Genomic DNA, 18,290 nt, shown 5'->3' on the forward strand with positions numbered 1-18,290 from the left:
CTCCAGCGTCGATCGGTCTCCGTAGTTCATGATGATTTCGGATCGGTCCCAGCGGAAATCCGCCCGCACCTTTCCTCCCTCCCTATGGAATCTCCCGCGTGGCGAGGTCTGGCTGTGTCGGCGGCGGGCCTTCGGCACCAAACGGGTTCAGCTTGTCCTTGTAACCCCTGAGCGGGAAATCCTTGCGCTGAGGAAAGCCCTCAAAGCCCTCCCACATATAGATCCGGCGCAAATCGGGATGCCCCTGGAACCGGATGCCATACATGTCCCAGGCCTCGCGCTCATGCCAGTTGGCGGTGCGCCAGACCGGGGTGACCGAGGGGACCTCGGGCGGATCGCCAAGCCGACACTTGATGCGGACCCGCCAGCGGTTGGGCAGCGAATAGAGATGATAGACCGCCTCGAAGCGCGGCGTTTCGGGATAGTGGTCGACGCCGCAGATGTCGGAAAGGAAATTGAACCTGAGCTCCGGATCGTCTTTCAGGAACCGGCAGAACTCGACGATCTTTTCGGGCGGAACCACAAAGACATCGATGCCATGCGCAGTGCCGAGATCCTCGATCGTTTCCCCGAAGCGCTCCAGGATCGGAGCGCGATTGAGAGACGGTTCGACACTCATGATGCCGCAGCCCGATCGAGAGGCGTTCCGGCCAGCGCGCGGGACCTCTTGATCTTTTCTTGCAGCAGCAGGAAGCCATGCATCAGCGCCTCGGGGCGCGGTGGGCATCCGGGGACGTGCACGTCAACCGGAACGAAGGTTTCAGACCCTTGCACCACGGCATAGGTGTTGTAGACGCCGCCCGATATGGCGCAGGTACCCATGGCGATCACCCAGCGCGGTTCCGGCATCTGGTCGTAGAGCCGGCGCACGACGGGCGCGAACTTCCGGGTCACGGTGCCGGCGATGATCATCACATCGGACTGCCGCGGCGAAGGGCGGAACACCACACCGAACCGGTCGAGGTCGTAGCGCGCGCAACCGGCCGAGATCATTTCGATGGCACAACAGGCGATACCGAAGGTCTCGGGCCACAAGGCCGAGCTTCGGCTCCAATTGATGACGCTCTCGGCCGTGGTGAACAGCACGCTGTCCTGGATCGTGTTTCCTACTCCTCCCATTCCAGCGCTCCCTTCAGCCAGGCGTAGGCGAAGCCCACGAGAAGCAGGACGATGAAGACGAACATCTCAAGATAGCCGACGATACCGATCTCTTTGAGGACGACCGCCCAGGGAAAGAGAAACATCGCCTCGACATCGAAGACGACCAGGAGGATCGCGAGGATGAAGAACTGCACCCTGAAGCGCCCCCCGGCGGCTTCGCCTGCCGGGTCCATGCCGCATTCATAGGGCATGTTCTTTTCGAGATAAGGATTGGACGGCCGCAAGAGCGAGGAAACAAAAAGCGTCGCCCCCACCACCAGAACAATTCCGGCGATCATGAAAAGAACCGGGAGGAATTCCGCTGCAGACATATTGCGCAGCCCGGTCACCCATCGGGGACGTTGCTCAAGCCGCGATCGGCTCCTTCGGGCCGGTAACGCGGTCGCCCCGGGAAGCGACTAAGGGCATTCCTTTCCTAAACCGCTAGTTTATTCCGTCGCATAGGCCAATGCAAATCCGATCGCTCAGCCGCCGAAGGCCGACTGCTGAGCGAGCTTCAGAAACCATGCTGGAAACAGACCGATGCCGACCGTGCCGGCGGCAGTGACGGCGAGAGCGGCGCCGACCAGAGGCGTCAGCGCCGGCTCGAACACCCGTTCCGGCTCGCGCATGAACATCACCATGACGATGCGGATGTAGAAATAGGCGGCGACAGCGCTCAAGAGTACTGCGATCACGGCGAGCAGGACAAAACCACGCTCGACGAGCGCGACCAGCACGTAGAACTTGGCAAAAAAGCCGGCCGTTGGCGGAATACCCGCGAGCGAGAACAGATAGAGCAACATCAGTAAAGCCAGCCCCGGATGCAGCTTGGCGAAACCGGCATAGTCCTCGATAACCTCGCCCGAGAAATTGCCGTTTCGCATCATGATGACGGCGCCGAAGATGCCGAGATTCATGAAGGTGTAGATCAAGAGGTAGAGCATCACGCTGGCGACCCCGTCGGCACCGCCGGCCACAATGCCGAAAATGGCAAAGCCGGCATGGGCGATGCTGGAATAGGCGAGCAGACGCTTGAAATTGTCCTGCACCAGCGCCACGAAACTGCCGAGCGCCATCGTCACCACCGCGATGACGGCCAATATGATCCAGACGTTGGAGCCGGCGACCAGCGGGTTGAGAAACACCCTGAGGATCACCGCGAAGCCCGCCGCCTTCGGCCCGACGGACATGAAGGCGGTAATCGTCGTCGGTGCACCCTCGTAGACATCCGGCACCCACATGTGGAACGGCACCGCGCCAATCTTGAAGACCAGTCCGGCGACGATGAAGACCACCGCCAAAAGCAAGCCCGGATCGAGCGGATCACCGGTGACTGCCGCCGCCATCCGGTCCAGTTGCGTCGTGCCGGTGAGGCCGTAGACCAGCGAGACGCCATAAAGGAATATCCCGGTCGAGACTGCGCCGAGGATCACATATTTCAGCGCCGCCTCGTTTGACCGTTGCTCACGCCGCAGGAAGCCGGTCAGCACGTAGGTGCAGAGCACCATCAGTTCGAGACCGACATAGATCGACAGGAGATCGGTCGCCGAGGCCATGATCATCATGCCGGAAAGCGCAAGGAGCAGCAGGACGTAATATTCGCTGCCGCCAATCCCTTCGATGTCAGCATAGTTTCGCGAGAGCAGGAACGTCAGGACGATCGCCAGGTAGAACAGGGACTTGAAGAAGACAGAGAACGGGTCGGCGACGAACATGCCCGCATAGGCCGGCTGCGCCCCACCCGACAGTGTGAATGTCCCCAGGGCGGCAAGCAGCACGATTGCGACCGAGGACCAGACAAGGACAGCGTCCCGCCCCTTCGGCACGAACTGTCCGGCGATCAGCAGGATGCAGGCCCCCGTAACCACGATGATTTCGGGCAGGCTCGCGAGGATCGACGGAAGGAGCGCTACGGCTGTCATGGGCCGTTCCCCTTGTCGTAGACCTGCTGCAAGAGATGCGTGACCGAGCTATCGATGATGGCGAGAAAGGGTTTTGGGTAGAGCCCGACCCAAAACACGAAGACGGCGAGCGGCAGGATCGCCACCATCTCGCGGCCGTTGACATCGCGGACCTTGAAGCGCGCACCGACGCTCGCCGGACCAAGCGCGACCTTCCGGTACATGCCGAGCAGATAGGCTGCGCCCAGCAATGCGCCCAAAACCGCGACCGCGCCGAGGGCAAGGTTGGCCGCAAACCCGCCCGACAGCACCAGCAACTCACCCACGAACGCGTTCGTTCCCGGTAGCGCCATCGAGGACAGCACGAACAGCGCCAGAAACCCGGTGTAGACAGGCGCGACCTTCATCAAGCCGCCATAGTCGGCGATGCTGCGGGTGTGGGTGCGCTCGTAGATCAGGCCGACGAACAGAAACAGGGCGCCGGTCGTCACGCCATGATTGAACATCTGCAGGATGCTGCCCTGGAGCCCGAGCGGGTTGAGGGCAAAAATCCCAAGCGTCACGAATCCCATATGGCTGATGCTGGAATAGGCGACGAGCTTCTTCAGGTCGTCCTGCGCCAGCGCCAGCAGGCCGCCATAGACGATCGCGAGCGCCGAAAGCGCCATCATCAGGGTCGAATAATGGACCGAGGCCTCCGGCAGCATCGGCAGCGAGAACCTCAGGAACCCGTAGGCGCCCATCTTCAGGAGCACGCCGGCAAGGATGATGCTGCCTGCCGTTGGAGCCTGCACATGGGCGTCCGGCAGCCAGGTATGGAGCGGGACCATCGGCACCTTGACCGCGAATGCGACAAGGAAGGCAAAGAACAGCCAGGACTGAACCTCGAATGGTAGGTCGAGTTCCATCAAGACAAGGATGTCGAAGGTCCTGCCGCCCTCGAAATACAGCACGATGATGCCGATCAGGAACAGGAGGCTGCCCGCCAGGGTGTAGAGGAAGAACTTGAACGCCGCATAGACCCGGCCGTCGCCGCCCCAGATACCGATGATCAGATACATCGGGATCAACATCGCCTCCCAGCAGACATAGAACAGAAACAGGTCGAGCGCCGAGAACACACCCAACATCAGGGCCTGCATGGTGAGCAGGCTGACCATGAACTGCTTCACTTTGCGGTCGATGGCGATCCATGAGGCGAGCACCGAGATCCAGCCCAACAGCGCAGTCAGGAACACGAAGAGCGCACTGATTCCGTCGACACCGAGCGCAAAGGTAATGCCGAGCGCCGGCACCCACGGGCGCTTCTCGACGAACTGCATCTCGGAGGTCCCGGTGTCAAAACCGGCGAGCATCGCGATGGCGAGCGTTAAGTCGAGCACGGTGAAGCCGAGCGCCACCCACCGCACGAGATCGTCGCTGCGCAAGAACATCACGACCGCTGCCCCGGCGGCAGGTACGAAGACGATGAGGCTGAGCAGCGGGAACGCCATCACTCCTCCTCTACTGCCACACGACGGCAAAAACGGCGATCGCCGCGATCACACCGGCGATCATCGCCAGCGCGTAGTGAGTGACGACACCGGTCTGCAGACGCCGCAGCGCACCGCCGCCAACAAGGATGGCACGCGCGAAGCCATTCACGGCGGCATCGACGCCGTTGAGGTCGACCCGCAGCCCGGCGCGCGCCGTCCCGTGCAGAAGCGGCAGCGCTAAGGTGTCGGACACGTTGCTCACCGCCTTTTCATAGCGCGCCAGCGGCTTCTCTGCGAGCCACAGGAAGGCACGCACACCCTTGCGGTAGAACCAGTCCGTGTCGATGCTGATTGTGTTTTCCGGATCGAGCGCTTTCAAGAACAGGACGAAGCCCAGCGCGGTAAACATCAGCAAGCCCAGGCTCTCGGTGACATGGACGCCCGTATAGGGCTCAAAAGCGACCGGATAGGGAAGCAGCGCGTAAAGCGGTTCCGGGAACACGCCGATCACGATGCAAAACACCGCCGCTATCCCCATGGCAACCAGCATGTTGCGGGGCGGCTCCCGCGCCTCCAGCTTTCGGTCCGTGCCGAAAAACATGTAGTAGGGCAGCTTGAGTCCGGTGTGCAGGAACGTCCCTGACGATGCCATCGTGAGCGCCAGAACCACGAGCGCCCGGTGGTCCTGCCCGGCGGCGGCTATCACCATCGACTTGGTGACGAAACCCGAGAAGAACGGAAAGGCCGAGATCGCGAAAGCGCCGACCATGTAGAGGGCAACCGTCAGCGGCATGGTTTTATAGAGGCCGCCCAACTCGGTGAGCTTACGCCGCCCGGTGACCTCAATCACCGCCCCCGCGCCCATGAAGAGAAGCGCCTTGTAGAGGATATGGGCAAACGCGTGGCTGGTGGCTCCGTTCACGGCCATCTCGGTGCCGATGCCGATACCCGCCACCATGTAACCCACCTGGCTGACGATGTGATAGGCAAGCAGCCGCCGACAGTCGTTCTCAAGCACCGCGTAGATGACGCCGTAGAGCGCCATCACAGCGCCGAGCCAGACGAGAAGCTCGGTTCCAGGAAATGCGCGCGCCAGCACGTAGACGGCCGTCTTGGTGGTGAAGGCGCTCATGAACACCGCCCCCGTGACGGTCGCCTCGGGGTAGGCATCAGTCAGCCAGGCATTGAGCGGCGGCACCGCGGCATTGAGCAGGAACCCTGCCAGGATCAGATAGCCGCCCGTATCCATTGTTCCCGCGAGAGCGCCGCCCCCGATCGGGCCAAAGAGCAGCGAGCCGGCCGCGAGCCCGTGAAGCACGATACCGCCGAGCAGAGCGACGCCACCCGTGAGATGCACCATCAGATAGCGGAACGCGGCACGGATTGCCCGTTCACCCCCTTGCGCGAAGACCAGATAGGCCGACGCAAACGCCATGCCCTCCCAGAAGAGGTAAAGGGTGAGGTAGTCGCCGGCGAAGACAACACCGAGCGCGCTGCCGACATAGACGAAGGCGGCCACATGCTGGCCAGCTTGCGACAGATGCAGCGCGTAGACCATGCCGATCAGCGCCATGATGGTGAAAACGGTGGCGAAAACGATGCTGAGCTTGTCAACCTTTGCAAACAGGATTTCCTGTCCGATGAAGCGCCCCGCGCCATAGCTGCCCGGCTCCATCGCGAGGACCGCGGCGATCGCCAGAGCCGGGATTAGCACCAGGTAGGTCTTGCGGATGGATCCCTTCAGGAACGGGATCGGCACGGCACCGAGAATGAACAGAAGGGCGGGATGGACGAACTCAATCATAATAGTCCTCGCGCCGCATGAGCCCGCCCTGATGGCCGAGGAACTTGGAAACGAAGATGAGCAGCAGGCAGGAGCCGAAGCCATAGACGGCAGACCAGCCAGGCAAACGGTCCCAGAGATATTCGGCGTGTTCGCGCGGAACCAGAAAATCGGCGACGACGATGAGAGCGAGCACGATATAGAACAACCGGCGGCGCGACCGCGCATAGCCCTCGTCACCAAAGAAATCGACGAGCCGCTTGATCATCTGACCACTCCTTCCGCCAAGGCGAGGAAATAACCGGGGAAGATGCCCATCAACACCGACAAGGCAGCGGTCGCGACCAGTGGGATCGTCACCAGCGGAATTTCACGGACAGGTTCCGCCGCTCCCGGCGCCTCCGCTTTGAAAAAGGCGATATAGCTGACGGGCAGGAAGTAGGCGGCGTTGAGGACCGAGCTCGCCAAGAGGACGGCCAGGAACGCCATCTCGCCTGCTTCGACCGAGCCGAGCGTCAGATACCACTTGCTGATGAAACCGGCGGTTGGCGGCACGCCGATCATGCTGAGTGAAGCGACGAAGAATGCCCCCATCGTCCAGGGCAGCCGGCGGCCGATGCCGGCCATGTCGCTGATGTTTCGTTTTCCCGAGGCGCAGTAGATCGACCCGGCGCAGAAGAACAGCGTGATCTTGGAGAAGGCGTGCACTGCGATATGAAGGATGCCGCCAATCATCGCCACGGGAGACAAAAGCACCGCGCCCAGCACCACGTAGGAGAGCTGGCTGACCGTCGAATAGGCGAGCCGCGCCTTGAGGTCGTCCCGGGTCAGGGCATAGATCGACGCCATCAGGATGGTGAAGGAGACGAGGTAGGCCGTCGCAATGCCGAGACCCAGCCTGCCCACCAGTTCCACGCCGAAGACATGGAACACCACCCGCAACACGCAGAATACGCCCATCTTGACCACCGCCACGGCATGCAAGAGCGCGCTGACCGGCGTCGGTGCAACCATTGCAGCAGGCAGCCAGGCATGCATCGGCATCACTGCGGCCTTGGCGAAGCCGAACAGGTAGCAGAAATAGATAACCGTCAGCAGCGGCGCCGAGGCATCGACCCTCGCCAGCAACCCTCCGGGTACAAAGTCGAGGGACCCGGCAATTTGATAGGTCAGCGCCAGCGCGGCGAGAAGCACGCTTTTCGACGCGCCCATCAGGTAGACGAGGTACTTGCGGCTGCCCGACCAGGCCTCTTCGTCCTCATGGTGGTAGACGAGCGGATAGGTCACGAGGCTCAGCACCTCGTAGAAGATCACCAGCGTGAACAGATTGGCAGCAAAAGCACCACCGACGGCGGCGGCGAGACTAGTGGCAAAGCAGGCGAAGAAGCGGGTCTGCGCGTGCTCGTTCAGGTGCCGCATGTAGCCGATCGAATAGACCGCTGCGACGATCCACAACAGCGACGAGACGGTGGCAAACACCATGCCGAGCGCGTCGACCCGGAAAACGAAGTCGATCCCCGGCAGGATCTCGAACAGGCGCAGTTCGACGGTGCCGCCCGCCAGCACGATGGGCGCCATCGAGATGACGATCGCGAACATGGCGACCGCAGCCAGAGGCGAGACGGCATCCCGGATTTTCTCGTGCTTGTTCAGGAGGAGAACTGCAAGTGCCGCCAGCCCGGCGATGGCGACGGCAAGTAGCGGCCGGACTGATAGCACCGGTTCCAAGCCGCTATCCTTTCATCGCCGTCACGTCGTCGATCTTGAGGGTGGACTTGTTCCTCACGAGGGCGACCAGAATGCCGAGGGCGACGGCAACCTCCGCCGCGGTGATGGCGATGACGAAGATCGCGAAGATCTGCCCGCGAAAATCATCGTAGTAACGTCCGAACGCGATGAAATTGATGTTGACCGAGTTGAGCAGCAGTTCGAGCGACATCAGCACGACCAGGATATTGCGCCTGAGCAGCACACCCGCGGCTCCGATCACGAACAGGACCACTGCGAGTGAAATGTACCACCAGAGCGGAACCATCACCCGGACTCCTTTCGTGCCAGCACAATGGCGCCGACAAGTGCCGCGAGAAGGATGATCGAAGCGACTTCAAACGGCAGGAGATAGTCGGCGAAAAGTGTCGTGCTGAGCTGCCTGACTTGATCACCGGCGCGCCGTGCTATCGGCTCAACCGCCGAGAAGCGGCCGCTCCAGAGCACCAGTGCCAGCATCTCGACCCCAAGCAGGACGAGCAGGGTCAAAGCAGGCAGATTTCGCCCCGGCATAAACCGCTGCAGCACCGCCTCGCGCACGTCGATCATCATGATCACGAACAGGAAGAGGACCATGATGGCGCCGACATAGACGAAGATCTGCACGACCGCGAGCAGCGGCGCCTCGAGCAGGACGAAGATTGCCGAAATCTGCAGGAAACATGCCATCAGCGCCAATGCGCTGTGAACAGGGTTGCGCGCCAGGACGACTGTCAGGGCGGTGATCACGGCCCCCGCAGCAAACAGAAGGAAGAACCCCTGGCCCATTGACGCAGCCTCTCCCGCGCGAACCGTTCCGCGGCGCGTGACGGCCGGAATTCAGATAGCGCCGCACTTCGGTTGCGTTCATAAATTGTGCCTGAGGGAAGGATTTTTCACAAGAATATTGTCGGCAACATAATCGAATGAGGCCGCGCGGAGCCCAAACCGGCTTCGTATGGGCGACTTGCCAGTGCGCGACCCTCAGGGTGGCTCCCTTCTTGGCAGTCTGCGCACATTCCGGAACAGATGATTTCATGAGCCCGCAAACAAACTTGCGGCCCCGTCGCCGGCTTTAAAGCGAGCAATGTCAGTAGATTCATTGAAGAACTGGGATGCTTCGGCGGGACACCACTCACCGCGTAACGGCTGGCTTGCGTCGCAATCCCATCCCCTTCTGCAGTCCTCGTGAGAATTCACGCACCAGTGTAGAGGAAGACTGAATGCTACTCGCTCTGGCGGAAATTGCGGATACGATCGAAAAGAACTGCGAGGATAGTCGCGCTGCCGATGAACGTACCCTGCCAGAAGGCATTGATGCCGAGAAGCCCGAGGCTATTGCGGATCACCTCGATCAGTGCTGCGCCGACGAGCGCGCCGAAGGCAGTGCCGACGCCGCCAGCGAGATTCGCGCCCCCGATCACGGCCGCGGCGATGACCTGCAGTTCCATGCCGGCGCCGATATTGGTCGTCACCGCACCGAGCCAGCCGGTTTGGATGATGCCGGCGACGCCGGCCGAGAGCGCCGAGATCATGTAGACACAGACCTTGATCGGCCGCACGGGGAGGCCCGTGGCCGTGGCCGCCTTCTCGTTGCCGCCGATGGCGTAAATGTAGCGGCCAATCCGGGTCCAGCGCAGCACGAAACCGGTGAGCAGTGCCAACATGATCATGTAGATCACCGGGTTGGCGATACCGAAGACGGATCCGCCGCCGAGCGACAGCAGCTTGTCGTGGTCCGGGCCGAACTCGAAAACCACCGTATTGTTGGACGCGACCATGGCCAGGCTTCGGGCAATCGAGAGCATGCCGAGGGTCACGACAAAGGGCGGAAAGCCGAGATAGGCAATGAGGATGCCATTGAACGCACCGATCACCAACGCAGTCGCGATTGAGACGGCAATACCTGTCTCGATGCTGTATCCCGCGTGCATCGTGACGGCGAGCACCATGCTGCACAGGCACAGCACCGAGCCCACCGAGAGGTCGATCCCGCCGGTGATGATGACGAGCGTCATGCCGAGGGCGATGATTGCGACGAAGGTGACGTTGCGGGTGATGTTGTAAAGATTCTTTGCGGTCGCGAAGCTGTCGGTGGCAAAGGACAGAAAGATGCAGGCAAGGATGACAGCGATCAGAACCCAGAAGGTCTGGTTGCCGAGGATCGTTCCTCCGAGCGTGCGCTGCCTGCGCTCGATCGTCTGGTCCAGCGTCGTTGCCATCGTTCCTCCCATTCCTCCGGTGCAGAAGATCGAGCTCGCTTGTCCCTCATCCAACCTCGATGGCGCCAGTAATCAGCCCCGTCACCTCCTCCGGCGAGGTCTCCGAGATCGGCTTGTCCGCCACCTTGCGGCCCCGGCGCATGACGACGACGCGATCGGCGACATCGAAGACATCGGGCATACGATGGCTGATGAGCACAACCAGGATGCCGCGATCGCGCAACTGCCGGATCAGATGCAGCACTTCGGCCACCTGGCGCACGGAAATTGCCGCCGTCGGCTCGTCCATCAAGACGATCTTCGCCTGCGAGATCATCGTACGCGCAATCGCCACCGCTTGCCGTTGGCCACCCGACATCTGCCGCACGAGGTCGCGTGGCCTGGTCTCCGAGCGGAGTTCTTTGAAGATCTCCCCGGCGCGGCGGTACATAGCCTTGTAGTCTAGCACGCGCAGGGGGCCGATACCGCGCCTCAGTTCGCGGCCGAGGAAGACATTCGCGGCCGCGGAGAGGTTGTCACAAAGGGCCAGATCCTGGTGAACAATCTCGATGCCGAACTGCCTTGCCTCGATGGGGCGATGCAGCACGATATCGCTGCCGTTAAGGCGAATGGTTCCGTGGCTCGGACGGAAATTGCCTGCGATCATTTTGACAAGCGTCGATTTGCCGGCGCCGTTGTCGCCCATCAGGCCGACAACCTGACCGGCCTCTAACGACAGCGAAATGTCATTCACTGCCTGTATGGCCCCGAAATGCTTGGAAATATTGCTGAGCTCTAGCAGCACGATCAGCCTTCCAGACTCGCCAACACGCGCCAATCCGCCAGGACGCCTCGCCGCATGTCCGCCCCCTCGCGATCCAGCGACTGCTTATTTACGCAAATCGTCATGAACGCGTCAATGATCTCTCACCCGATAAACCTGTTTTGTATGACAAATAGACATTGAGGCGAAGCGATCATATATTAGCTAATTCTTGGGAGATAAGCATGCTTATCCTTGTCACCGGGGCAACTGGCAAGGTCGGGCGGCACCTCATAGCAACGCTGCTTGATCGGCCACGTTTTTCGCAAGCGCGCGTTCGCGCGCTCTGCCATAACCGTGTGCTCGATCCAGCCGAGCGGCTTGATATCATCCGCGGCTCTATCGCCGATCGTGCGGTCGCGGAAGACGCGATTGCCGGTGTCAGCCACGTCGTGCATCTGGCGACTTGCAAGGAAACACCGGCCGACGTCATGGACGTGACAGTCAAGGGCCTCTTCTGGCTGCTCGAAGCGTTCAGAACGAGCCCCACGGCACGGCAGTTCATCCTGATCGGCGGCGACGCCGCGGTCGGGCATTTCTTCTATTCTCATGACGGACCGATAACGGAGTCGACACCGCACCGCGCCTATCCCGGCTGCTACGCGCTCTCGAAAGTGCTCGAGGAAGTGGTCGTCGAGCAGTACGCGATCCAATACGGGTTGAACGTCTGTTGCCTCCGGGCTCCGTGGATCATGGAGAAGGACGACTTCAAATATTCGCTTTCCTTCGGTGACGACGTGTTCGGTGGACCCGACTGGAAAACGCTTTTTGCGCCCGACGAAGCCAGGCGCTACGCAGAGGCCGGAACGGTTCCGTTGCTGCGCGATGCCGACGGAAGGCCGCTCAAGCGCAACTTCGTTCACGTCAGCGACCTCGTCTCGGCAATACTCAACACGATCGACAATCCGCGCGCAGAACGCCAGCGCTTCAACGTCGCCATGGATCGCCCGGTCGACTACGGCGAGGTCGCAAGCTACCTCAGGCGCACGCGCGGTCTGCCGTCCGTCGACGTTCCAAGCCACTTCCACTCGAACTGGTTGGACAACAGCAAGGCGAAGTACCTGCTGGGCTGGCAGCCGGAATACGATCTTAAAAAGCTTATCGACCAGGCCTGGCAATACGAGCGGCCGTCAAGCGACCCTCGCATCGTCTGGTATCCGGGTTGATTTGTGCCGCGGACAGATAGTGTCCGCTTGTTCAACGGGAGGATAGAATGAGGAAAGCATTGGTGCTTGCAGTTGCAGCGCTCGCGCTGGCCGCCGGCTCCGCCGGCGCCCAGACGAAGAAGCAGCTCGTCATTGTCGTCAAAGGCCTCGACAATCCGTTCTTCGAGGCAATCAACCAGGGATGCCAGAAGTGGAACAAGGAAAACACAAGCTCGGAATATGAGTGCTTCTATACCGGCCCGGCGTCGACCTCCGACGAAGCCGGCGAGGCGCAGATCGTCCAGGACATGCTCGGCAAGCCCAGCACGGCTGCGATTGCCATTTCGCCATCCAACGCCAAGCTGATTGCCCAGACACTGAAAACCGCCAATCCGACGGTTCCGGTCATGACGCTCGACGCCGATCTCGCCAAGGAAGACGCGGGTCTGCGCAAGACCTATCTCGGCACCGACAACTACACGATGGGGGCGCGGATCGCCGATTACATCAAGAAGGCCAAGCCGAACGGTGGCAAGATCTGCACGATCGAGGGCAACCCTGGTGCCGACAACATCCTGCGGCGGGCCCAGGGCATGCGTGACGTGCTCACCGGGAAAGACGGGCTTGCCGAACTGAAGGGTGAAGGCGGGTGGACGGAGGTCGCAGGTTGCCCGGTCTTTACCAATGACGACGGCGCCAAGGGCGTACAGGCGATGACGGATATCCTCGCTGCCAATCCCGACCTCGACGCCTTCGGCATCATGGGCGGTTGGCCGCTTTTCGGCGCGCCGCAACCCTATCGCGACCTGTTCAAGCCGATGGCGGACAAGATCGCGAAAAATGAATTCGTCATCGGCGCGGCGGACACGATCGGCGACGAGGTGGCGATTGCCAAGGAAGGTCTCGTAACTGCGCTCGTCGGCCAGCGCCCGTTCGAAATGGGCTACAAGGCGCCGTCGGTCATGCTGGACCTGATCGCCGGCAAGCCGGTGGAGGATCCGGTATTCACGGGTCTCGACGAATGCACCAAGGACACGGCGGATACCTGCATTCAGAAGTAAAACCGCCGCCGGGGCGCCCTTTACCGAGCGTCCCGGCCTTCGCCCTATCCGCGACAACCGGGGTCAGCGCGCACTCTTGCCGGCTGGCCGCGGTAACCTGCAACGACCCCGCTTGGAAGATCTCCCTTACGAACTATCATCGATAGGGATCATCCCCCAATCTTGCAGGACATGGAGAACACAATGACCAAGCGGATCATCTTCACCGGAGGGAGCGGCAAGGCCGGCCGCCATGTCGTGCAATACCTCGTCGAACAGGGCCACCAGGTGCTCAACCTCGACACGAAGCCCCTCGACAACCCGAAAGTGCGCACGCTGATCACCGACATCACGGACAGCGGCCAAGTGTTCAATGCACTGTCAAGCTACACGGGCCTGCACGAATTCGACCCTTCGCTCGCGCCGCAGCCGATCGATGCCGTTGTCCACTTTGCCGCGATCCCGCGCATCCTGATCGCCCCCGACAACGAGCTCTTTCGCGTCAATGCGATCGGCACCTACAATGTCATCGAGGCGGCGGTGAAGCTTGGCATCCGCAAGATCGTCATCGCATCGAGTGAGACGACCTACGGCCTCGTCTTCGCCAACGAGCCGCGAAACCCACGCTATTTCCCGCTCGACGAGGACTATGACGTCGACCCGATGGATAGCTACGCACTCTCCAAAGTCGTCAATGAAAAGACCGCGCGCGCCTTTGCACTCAGAAGCGGCGCCGACATCTATGCCCTGCGCATTGGCAATGTGATCGAGCCCAACGAATACCATCTCTTCCCCGGCTGGTTTGCCGATCCGGGCTTTCGCAAGCGCATTGCCTGGAGCTATGTCGATGCGCGCGACCTCGGCCAGATCACACTGAGGGCCGTGGAGACGGACGGTCTTGGGTTCCAGGTCTTCAACGCAGCAAGCGACGATACGTCCTCCGACATTCCAACCCGCGAACTGATCGACCGGTTCTACCAAGGCGTTCCTGTCAAGGGGCAGATCGGCGAATACGAGACGCTCTTATCAAACCGCAAAGCCCGCGCGATGCTCGACTTTGAGCCGCAACACAGCTGGCGGAAATATGTTGACGTCGGGTGACGCTCTGCGCGGCTGAGCGTTACAGACGCGAGAAAAGACGAAAATGGCTGAACGACAATCAGAAAAAGTCTCCGCCGGTTCGACCACGGCAGAGGCGAAGCGTGCGAGCCGACGCCTCGATGCGCCGCGTATGTCGGGACCCAGCGTCCACATGTCGCTTGCCGATGACATCGGGCTCAGTATCGTGCGTGGCGACTATCCGCCCGGAACGATCCTGCCGAACGAGACGCAATGGACGGAAATCTTCAACGTCAGTCGCACTGCGGTGAGAGAGGCGATCAAGATATTGATGGCCAAGGGCTTGCTCGCCTCGCGCCCGAAAGTCGGCAGCTGGGTGGAGCCGAGGGAGCGTTGGAACCTGCTCGATCGCGACGTTCTGAGCTGGTATGCGGTCTCACCGGACCATCTCCAGTTCCTCAAGACCGTGCAGGAATTTCGCCACATCCTGGAGCCGGAGGCGACGGCGCTCGCCGCCACCCGCCGGAACGAAAAGCAGATGACCGAAATCAGCGCCGCATTGGAAGACATGCAACAGGCGACAACGCTGCAGACCCGCATCCAGGCCGACACACGCTTCCACCTTGCAATCCTGCGCGCGTCGGGAAACGATCTCCTGGTGCCGCTGGGCGCGCTGATCGAATCTGCACTCAACCACCTTTTCCTGCTGGTGACCCGGGAGGACAGCAGCTCCGTCCACGCGCTGAAGCTCCACGAGAACATCGAGAAAAGCATCCGCCTCGGACGCCCGAACGCGGCTCGCAATGCCGTGCGGCGACTTCTAGCCAATACCGATGAGCTCATAGCGCAATCGGGGCGCAATGTATGATCGTCAGGTCGGATGGCATGAGGCCCCCGAGCGCACCTCCGCTTGTGTGAGAGTTCACTGCCCCGCCGCGCGATATCGTGCGCGAAAAGTCGCAGCGTTCGCCTTCAATCATTAGGCACCGTCTACGACGGGCACGGCAGTGGCCGGAGGCGGCCTTCGCCAACACGACACGAAAGAGCTCGACCGCGCGCCGTCCGAGCCGCGAATCGCGTGAATGCGCGGTTGCGGGAGGGGGCAGCCTTGAATAAGCTGCAGTGGCAATTTGCAGGCCACTCAGCTGACGAGGATAATCATGGCAATCGGTACCGTTAAGTTTTTCAATCAGGACAAGGGCTTTGGCTTCATCACACCGGACAACGGTGGAGCGGACGTCTTTGTCCATGTGTCAGCGGTGGAAGGCGGAAGCCCACTTCGAGAGGGTCAAAAGGTCAGCTACGAACTTGGCCAGGACCGCAAGACAGGAAAATCGAAAGCCGAAAACGTCAGGCCAGCTTGAACGTCTCGACCTACCGGACTTCTTTTGGTCGGGCGATCTCGGTAATGGCAAGCTGAGCCATCAAAGCGGAAAGCAGATCACCGCTTTAGGTTGGTTTAAAGCCAAGCACGAAATCGACGACCTTCGACGAGGACATTTCGCAGGGCTTGAGCGTGGTGCTCGCACCAGAAAGCACATAAAAGTTGAAGCTGACGACATCCGCTCCGCCCAGTTCCTCGCCATATAACCAGATCCGCCTGCCATCGGCCGAGCGCCTGACGGTCACGCCCCATGGGCGACCTGCGAAGCTTCCCTGTCCATAGCCGTCGGGAAGCTGCGCAAGCGCCTTCTCAAACTTGACCAGCACCTCAGACGATAGCTCTGGCACCGACGGCGTCATGGCGCGAGGCACTCGTCACAATTGCAGCGACCGTCGGCGTCCATTCGCGAGGCCGACCGCTTCTTTTGACAACAGAGGCCTATCATCGCGTTTCCGGACTGGCCTCCGTCGCGCTCTGGCGGGATGACTTCGATGTCGATGTCGATGTCGATGTCGATGTCGAAGTCGGAAAGGACATTCGGGGCAAACTGATCCATCTCGAGGTTCCCATGTCGGGGACGGCAATCTTAGCAGGATCATCATCTGTCCGAGATCGATATGGCCCGGAGATCCGGATCAGCGCTTCACGTCGTGTTCCTGAAAGAGCCGGATCGTCAGGTGCTGAAGCAGAATGATCGTTTTGGCGTCGCGAATCTCACCACGGTCGATCATCTGGATCGCGTCGGACAACGAAATTTCCAGTACGTCTATGTCTTCTCCCTCGTCAGGAGCGCCGCCGCCAGTTCCCACCCTGTGTTTCTCGGTATATTCGCCGTAGAAAAATGCCAGGTATTCCGTGACCGATCCGGGGCTCATGTAGATGTCGAAAAGATGCGTCAGCTCGGAGACATCATAACCAGTTTCTTCAATCAGTTCTGCACGCATCCGCGTTGCCGGCTCGGCACCATCAAGCAGTCCCGCCGGGGTTTCGATCAGTGACTCCAGACCACCATTCAAGAAAACCGGCAAACGAAACTGACGGGTCAGCAGAACACGGCCACTTCCGGGATTGTACAACAGACATGTCGCCCCGTTGCCACGATCGTAAGTCTCTCGGGTCTGCCGCTGCCAACCTCCATCCCTGAGCCGAAGTTCAAATTCGTACTTGGTCAGCCGTCCCCAATCATCCGCCAATACACGCTCCGCGATCGGCCGGAAAACACTCTCGTCCATCAAGTCACCACTCTCTTGTTTGCCGCTTCAATGGCCATGCAATTGGCCTCATACAGTCTGTCTAAGGCTACAAATGCCTCTGCTCGCTGATCTTGAACCAGGCTTTGGCAATCTTGCCGTTTTCAACTTCGTAGATACAAACGACATCGACCTCGCCCTTCCCTTCCGGAAAAGTTCGCGCAACCGTTTCGTGGTCGATGACGACATTGCCGACCACGATACGTGTCAGCACCGTTCCGTGTAGATCAGGCTCTTTGAACCGCTCGATATGTCGCTCTCGAATTTCGACAGCACCCCCTGCCAGAAGCGTGGAGGGAAATGCGTAGTACTGGCAATCATCAGCCCACCAGGGCATGAATGCCTCAATGTCTCGGGCGTTGTAGGCTTCGAGCTGTCTTTGGACGGGGAGCTCAATTTCTGCCCTATCGATTGTACCCAATGAAACACCTCTTCTTTCCCTTTTCAAAGGCCGTGTAGCCGGCCTTCGACATGCGTGCGCGTTTCGCCACCTACCCAAATTCGGCCAACATCATCGCGGCCCACATGAATTCGGCCATGGCGCCCAAGACGGGTCCCCTGGGCGGCGACATAGTCCTCCTCAACCACACTTCCAGCGAACAACCACTGTGCGATCGAGGCATTGAGGCTTCCGGTGACGGGGTCTTCGACGATTGCACCCAGATGGTCGCTGAAGAACGCACGAACCTCGAAGGCTGCATCGCCACCCTTTGCACGCGGACCAACCACACCAACGTCGATCCGACCGGCCCAGTTTCGGAGCGGATTGAGCGAAAGCACTTTCTCCGCCGATGCCAATCTGATCCCCAACCATCCAGGCCCATTGTCGATCCAGGCGGCATCAAGGATATCGCAAGGTTCAATGCCCAACAGTTGACGGGCCCCATCCAATTCACCCTGTGTTGGCGCGCCGGAACGGATCAGCGGCGGGGCGGCAAACGAAATCCGCCCATGCGCACGCCGGATCGTGACCAGACCGGCGCGGCATTCCTGAATGATTTCCGTCGCCTTCTTCGGCACCCGACCCGTCGAGAGCCAGACATGACAGCTTCCAAGCGTCGGGTGCCCGGCAAAAGGCATCTCCCTGTCCAGCGTGAATATCCTGACCCGGTAGTCAGCATCTGGATGCGTGGGCGATAAGAGGAAGGCGGTCTCCGACAAATTGAACCACCGCGTCAACTGCTGCATTTCATCCGTCGACATGGCATCTGCGCCGATGACGACCGCCAGCGGGTTACCAGAAAACGGCCCGGCGCCAAACACATCGACCATATGGACGGCAAGGGTCATGACATCGCGCTTTCAATTTGGGTCACTTCATTGGGGCATCGACGGACCGG

The 18,290-nt window shown here is 60.6% G+C and carries 22 protein-coding genes; 5 read left to right on the forward strand and 17 right to left on the reverse strand.

The window, feature by feature from the left end; all coding sequences use genetic code 11:
• Nucleotides 1-82: 82 nt before the first annotated feature.
• From IB265_RS29730 to IB265_RS29785, 12 genes are all read right to left on the reverse strand, one after another.
• Complete coding sequence (locus IB265_RS29730) at nucleotides 83-619, reverse strand: NADH-quinone oxidoreductase subunit C (protein WP_112995834.1); 537 nt, start codon at nucleotides 617-619, stop codon at nucleotides 83-85.
• A complete protein-coding gene (locus IB265_RS29735; RefSeq protein WP_057248732.1) occupies nucleotides 616-1,119 on the reverse strand; it encodes an NADH-quinone oxidoreductase subunit B family protein in 504 nt (167 codons plus the stop codon). Before IB265_RS29735 ends, IB265_RS29730 begins: the two co-directional genes overlap by 4 nt.
• A complete protein-coding gene (locus tag IB265_RS29740) occupies nucleotides 1,107-1,472 on the reverse strand; it encodes an NADH-quinone oxidoreductase subunit A (RefSeq protein WP_057248733.1) in 366 nt (121 codons plus the stop codon). The genes IB265_RS29735 and IB265_RS29740 overlap by 13 nt, the downstream gene beginning before the upstream one ends.
• A gap of 153 nt (nucleotides 1,473-1,625) precedes the next feature.
• Complete coding sequence (locus IB265_RS29745) at nucleotides 1,626-3,065, reverse strand: NADH-quinone oxidoreductase subunit N (protein WP_192495585.1); 1,440 nt, start codon at nucleotides 3,063-3,065, stop codon at nucleotides 1,626-1,628.
• Entirely contained in the window at nucleotides 3,062-4,537 is a 1,476-nt protein-coding gene (locus IB265_RS29750; RefSeq protein ID WP_112995835.1) for a NuoM family protein, read from the reverse strand. Before IB265_RS29750 ends, IB265_RS29745 begins: the two co-directional genes overlap by 4 nt.
• Nucleotides 4,538-4,547: 10 nt before the next feature.
• The gene (locus IB265_RS29755) at nucleotides 4,548-6,323 is read right to left on the reverse strand and encodes a Na(+)/H(+) antiporter subunit D (protein ID WP_192495586.1); all 1,776 of its coding nucleotides are present in this window, start codon (nucleotides 6,321-6,323) and stop codon (nucleotides 4,548-4,550) included.
• Nucleotides 6,316-6,570: a hypothetical protein gene (locus tag IB265_RS29760; RefSeq protein WP_057248737.1), complete on the reverse strand. Its 255-nt coding sequence runs from the start codon at nucleotides 6,568-6,570 to the stop codon at nucleotides 6,316-6,318. The genes IB265_RS29755 and IB265_RS29760 overlap by 8 nt, the downstream gene beginning before the upstream one ends.
• A complete protein-coding gene (locus IB265_RS29765) occupies nucleotides 6,567-8,030 on the reverse strand; it encodes a monovalent cation/H+ antiporter subunit D family protein (RefSeq protein WP_113131854.1) in 1,464 nt (487 codons plus the stop codon). The genes IB265_RS29760 and IB265_RS29765 overlap by 4 nt, the downstream gene beginning before the upstream one ends.
• A 4-nt stretch (nucleotides 8,031-8,034) precedes the next feature.
• Nucleotides 8,035-8,337, reverse strand: a complete 303-nt coding sequence (nuoK, locus tag IB265_RS29770; protein WP_057248739.1) for an NADH-quinone oxidoreductase subunit NuoK — start codon at nucleotides 8,335-8,337, stop codon at nucleotides 8,035-8,037.
• On the reverse strand, nucleotides 8,337-8,837 hold the full coding sequence (locus IB265_RS29775; RefSeq protein ID WP_057248740.1) for an NADH-quinone oxidoreductase subunit J: 501 nt from the start codon (nucleotides 8,835-8,837) through the stop codon (nucleotides 8,337-8,339). The genes nuoK and IB265_RS29775 overlap by 1 nt, the downstream gene beginning before the upstream one ends.
• A gap of 437 nt (nucleotides 8,838-9,274) precedes the next feature.
• Nucleotides 9,275-10,270, reverse strand: a complete 996-nt coding sequence (locus tag IB265_RS29780) for an ABC transporter permease (protein WP_057248741.1) — start codon at nucleotides 10,268-10,270, stop codon at nucleotides 9,275-9,277.
• A 46-nt stretch (nucleotides 10,271-10,316) separates the two neighbouring features.
• Entirely contained in the window at nucleotides 10,317-11,087 is a 771-nt protein-coding gene (locus IB265_RS29785; protein WP_057248742.1) for an ATP-binding cassette domain-containing protein, read from the reverse strand.
• A gap of 170 nt (nucleotides 11,088-11,257) precedes the next feature.
• On the opposite strand from IB265_RS29785, the gene IB265_RS29790 reads away from it, so the two are divergent.
• From IB265_RS29790 to IB265_RS29810, 5 genes are all read left to right on the forward strand, one after another.
• Nucleotides 11,258-12,238 (forward strand): NAD(P)-dependent oxidoreductase, encoded by a 981-nt coding sequence (locus tag IB265_RS29790; protein WP_112995837.1) that lies wholly within the window; start codon nucleotides 11,258-11,260, stop codon nucleotides 12,236-12,238.
• A 47-nt stretch (nucleotides 12,239-12,285) separates the two neighbouring features.
• Nucleotides 12,286-13,278 (forward strand): sugar-binding protein, encoded by a 993-nt coding sequence (locus IB265_RS29795; protein WP_057248744.1) that lies wholly within the window; start codon nucleotides 12,286-12,288, stop codon nucleotides 13,276-13,278.
• Nucleotides 13,279-13,461: 183 nt separating this feature from the next.
• Nucleotides 13,462-14,358 (forward strand): NAD(P)-dependent oxidoreductase, encoded by an 897-nt coding sequence (locus IB265_RS29800; RefSeq protein ID WP_057248745.1) that lies wholly within the window; start codon nucleotides 13,462-13,464, stop codon nucleotides 14,356-14,358.
• Nucleotides 14,359-14,401: 43 nt separating this feature from the next.
• Nucleotides 14,402-15,184: a FadR/GntR family transcriptional regulator gene (locus IB265_RS29805; RefSeq protein ID WP_112995838.1), complete on the forward strand. Its 783-nt coding sequence runs from the start codon at nucleotides 14,402-14,404 to the stop codon at nucleotides 15,182-15,184.
• A gap of 292 nt (nucleotides 15,185-15,476) precedes the next feature.
• Nucleotides 15,477-15,680: a cold-shock protein gene (locus IB265_RS29810; protein WP_057248747.1), complete on the forward strand. Its 204-nt coding sequence runs from the start codon at nucleotides 15,477-15,479 to the stop codon at nucleotides 15,678-15,680.
• An 85-nt stretch (nucleotides 15,681-15,765) separates the two neighbouring features.
• Here IB265_RS29810 and IB265_RS29815 read toward each other — a convergent pair whose 3' ends face one another.
• The 5 genes from IB265_RS29815 to IB265_RS29835 all read right to left on the reverse strand — a co-directional run bounded on the left by IB265_RS29815 (nucleotide 15,766) and on the right by IB265_RS29835 (nucleotide 18,240).
• Complete coding sequence (locus IB265_RS29815; RefSeq protein ID WP_375293094.1) at nucleotides 15,766-16,071, reverse strand: hypothetical protein; 306 nt, start codon at nucleotides 16,069-16,071, stop codon at nucleotides 15,766-15,768.
• Nucleotides 16,056-16,256 (reverse strand): hypothetical protein, encoded by a 201-nt coding sequence (locus IB265_RS29820; protein ID WP_113479807.1) that lies wholly within the window; start codon nucleotides 16,254-16,256, stop codon nucleotides 16,056-16,058. The genes IB265_RS29815 and IB265_RS29820 overlap by 16 nt, the downstream gene beginning before the upstream one ends.
• A 79-nt stretch (nucleotides 16,257-16,335) precedes the next feature.
• A complete protein-coding gene (locus IB265_RS29825; protein WP_112995840.1) occupies nucleotides 16,336-16,932 on the reverse strand; it encodes an NUDIX domain-containing protein in 597 nt (198 codons plus the stop codon).
• 67 nt (nucleotides 16,933-16,999) lie between these two features.
• Nucleotides 17,000-17,371 (reverse strand): nuclear transport factor 2 family protein, encoded by a 372-nt coding sequence (locus IB265_RS29830; RefSeq protein WP_192495587.1) that lies wholly within the window; start codon nucleotides 17,369-17,371, stop codon nucleotides 17,000-17,002.
• 23 nt (nucleotides 17,372-17,394) lie between these two features.
• Nucleotides 17,395-18,240, reverse strand: coding sequence for a PhzF family phenazine biosynthesis protein (locus IB265_RS29835; protein WP_057248752.1), 846 nt, complete (start codon nucleotides 18,238-18,240; stop codon nucleotides 17,395-17,397).
• Nucleotides 18,241-18,290 lie beyond the last annotated feature (50 nt).

Origin of the sequence: Ensifer sp. ENS10, from assembly GCF_014852025.1 — a bacterium.
Lineage (GTDB): Bacteria > Pseudomonadota > Alphaproteobacteria > Rhizobiales > Rhizobiaceae > Ensifer.

Bases quoted from the DNA above. Each gene is read 5' to 3' on its own strand.
- nuoK (WP_057248739.1), bottom strand. From the start codon at position 8,337: ATGGTTCCGCTCTGGTGGTACATTTCACTCGCAGTGGTCCTGTTCGTG.
- IB265_RS29775 (WP_057248740.1), bottom strand. From the start codon at position 8,837: ATGGGCCAGGGGTTCTTCCTTCTGTTTGCTGCGGGGGCCGTGATCACC.
- IB265_RS29750 (WP_112995835.1), bottom strand. From the start codon at position 4,537: ATGGCGTTCCCGCTGCTCAGCCTCATCGTCTTCGTACCTGCCGCCGGG.
- IB265_RS29790 (WP_112995837.1), top strand. From the start codon at position 11,258: ATGCTTATCCTTGTCACCGGGGCAACTGGCAAGGTCGGGCGGCACCTC.
- IB265_RS29755 (WP_192495586.1), bottom strand. From the start codon at position 6,323: ATGATTGAGTTCGTCCATCCCGCCCTTCTGTTCATTCTCGGTGCCGTG.
- IB265_RS29730 (WP_112995834.1), bottom strand. From the start codon at position 619: ATGAGTGTCGAACCGTCTCTCAATCGCGCTCCGATCCTGGAGCGCTTC.
- IB265_RS29820 (WP_113479807.1), bottom strand. From the start codon at position 16,256: ATGGATCAGTTTGCCCCGAATGTCCTTTCCGACTTCGACATCGACATC.
- IB265_RS29835 (WP_057248752.1), bottom strand. From the start codon at position 18,240: ATGACCCTTGCCGTCCATATGGTCGATGTGTTTGGCGCCGGGCCGTTT.
- IB265_RS29800 (WP_057248745.1), top strand. From the start codon at position 13,462: ATGACCAAGCGGATCATCTTCACCGGAGGGAGCGGCAAGGCCGGCCGC.
- IB265_RS29780 (WP_057248741.1), bottom strand. From the start codon at position 10,270: ATGGCAACGACGCTGGACCAGACGATCGAGCGCAGGCAGCGCACGCTC.
- IB265_RS29745 (WP_192495585.1), bottom strand. From the start codon at position 3,065: ATGACAGCCGTAGCGCTCCTTCCGTCGATCCTCGCGAGCCTGCCCGAA.
- IB265_RS29805 (WP_112995838.1), top strand. From the start codon at position 14,402: ATGGCTGAACGACAATCAGAAAAAGTCTCCGCCGGTTCGACCACGGCA.
- IB265_RS29760 (WP_057248737.1), bottom strand. From the start codon at position 6,570: ATGATCAAGCGGCTCGTCGATTTCTTTGGTGACGAGGGCTATGCGCGG.
- IB265_RS29795 (WP_057248744.1), top strand. From the start codon at position 12,286: ATGAGGAAAGCATTGGTGCTTGCAGTTGCAGCGCTCGCGCTGGCCGCC.
- IB265_RS29825 (WP_112995840.1), bottom strand. From the start codon at position 16,932: ATGGACGAGAGTGTTTTCCGGCCGATCGCGGAGCGTGTATTGGCGGAT.
- IB265_RS29810 (WP_057248747.1), top strand. From the start codon at position 15,477: ATGGCAATCGGTACCGTTAAGTTTTTCAATCAGGACAAGGGCTTTGGC.
- IB265_RS29740 (WP_057248733.1), bottom strand. From the start codon at position 1,472: ATGTCTGCAGCGGAATTCCTCCCGGTTCTTTTCATGATCGCCGGAATT.
- IB265_RS29735 (WP_057248732.1), bottom strand. From the start codon at position 1,119: ATGGGAGGAGTAGGAAACACGATCCAGGACAGCGTGCTGTTCACCACG.